The organism is Autumnicola edwardsiae, from assembly GCF_031846505.1.
GTDB classification, from domain to species: domain Bacteria; phylum Bacteroidota; class Bacteroidia; order Flavobacteriales; family Flavobacteriaceae; genus Autumnicola; species Autumnicola edwardsiae.
Map to the genome: position 1 here is coordinate 1 of NZ_JAVRHP010000218.1, position 1,779 is coordinate 1,779.

A 1,779-nucleotide genomic window follows, 5' to 3' on the forward strand; every position below is an offset into this window, starting at 1 on the left:
TTTGAAATCAGGTAAACCATATCTTCACCTTCATTTTCTTTCCAGTTCACCTTTACTTTTTCTTCATTTATTGCATCTACCTGCCTCCCGTTATAATCTGGTTGTATAGGTAAATGCCTGCTAAATCTGCGATCAATTAGTGTTAGCAGTTCTATTTCCCTTGGTCTTCCAAAAGATTGTATTGCAGTTAAAGCGCTTCTAATGCTCCTGCCGGTATAAAGAACATCATCAATAAAAACCACTCTTTTGTCCTCTACAACAAATTCTATCCTGGTTTTATTGGCCTCCAGTGGTTTTTCACCTCTTCGGAAATCATCACGGTAAAAAGTAATATCCAGCTGTCCAGATTTTACTCCGGAAATATCATATTCGGTTTTTAGAATTTCCTCTATTCGCTTTGCAAGAAAGACACCTCTTGGCTGGATTCCTATTAAAACAGTATTTTCAAAATTAGTATGGTTTTCTACCAATTGGCAAGCCAGTCTATGTAATATGATGTCTATCTCTTTGGAATTTAATAAGATTTTTTGACTCATATTTCTGTTTAGATGAAGTAATTGGAAAGGCAAAAGTAGTATTTTTTTTCTTCCGAGTCCAGATATAGAAGGTTAAAGATAAAGACCTTCAATCTTCTGTAGAAAACCTTGATAAAGCATCTCCCTATTGATCACTTTACTGTTAACGTAAAGTTAATACTCTTTAAAAATGCTTACTTTTACGCTCAAATTTCAAATTGTATGAGAGCCATTTCCCCAAAAGCTCAGAAGGTTAATTCTTTACCTTATAAAGAAAAGGAACAACAGAAGAAACTAAAAGACGCCCTTTATCAGAATATCAGGAAGAATGAGTCCGTTTTCAATTTTATTCAGGAACATTCTCCAGATGGAATCCTGGTAATTGATCCAGAAAATCCCCGTAGTTCCTGGATGAACCCTAAGTTTCTGTCCGTAGTAGGATTTAATCAGGAAAATTTCAACAAAAATTATCATTGGCAGGATTTTCTTCTTAGCAGTGAACTCCATAAGGTCGATAATTGGCTAAAAATGCCCTCGGCCGAAAATACTGAATTGGTAAAGTTTCAGAATACCGCCGGGTATCTTATTTGGATGAATTGCCACATCACACAGATAGAGACACAAGATGAAAAACCTTTACTCCTGATAGGTTTAACAGATGTTACCAAATTTCAGAATACAAATCAGCCACTCATACAGGAGCTTAAGCGTTATGAGCATATTATAAAGGGGACAAATATTGGCACCTGGGAATGGAATATACAAACTGGGGAAGTCAATTTTAATGAGCAGTGGGCAAACATACTTGGGTACACATTACAAGAGATCCAACCCACTTCCCCAAATACCTGGAAAAGATTTGCACATCCTGAAGATATGGCTAAGTGCGATCTGCTTTTTAAAAAACATTTTGCTGGTGAAACCGACTTCTATGAGAGTGAAGCAAGAATGAAGAACAAAGCCGGCGACTGGATTTGGGTGCTGGACAAAGGGAAAGTAGTAACCTGGACCGCCGATGGAAAACCGGAATGGATGACAGGCTTCCATGAAGAGATTACCGAAAGAAAGAAAGAGTTTGAAAGAAATAAACTTTTTATAGACCAGGCGCCCAGTGCAATTGCTATGTTCGACAGGAACATGAATTATCTTGCAGCTTCCCAAAAGTGGCTGGAAGAAAATAAAATTGAAGCTGAAGATCTTATAGGAGAATGTCATTACAAGCTATTTCCATACATAAGGGAAGAGTGGCGTGAGATTCACGCCC

General features: G+C 37.4%; 2 protein-coding genes. One reads left to right on the forward strand and one right to left on the reverse strand.

The genetic code is table 11. The features are described from left to right. Positions 1-536: bifunctional pyr operon transcriptional regulator/uracil phosphoribosyltransferase PyrR (gene pyrR, locus RM529_RS17145; protein ID WP_311485968.1), on the reverse strand; the 536-nt coding region annotated here is incomplete at its 3' end. A 201-nt stretch (positions 537-737) separates the two neighbouring features. On the opposite strand from pyrR, the gene RM529_RS17150 reads away from it, so the two are divergent. Then, positions 738-1,779 (forward strand): PAS domain S-box protein (locus RM529_RS17150; protein ID WP_311485969.1); only part of this gene is annotated, 1,042 nt, incomplete at its 3' end.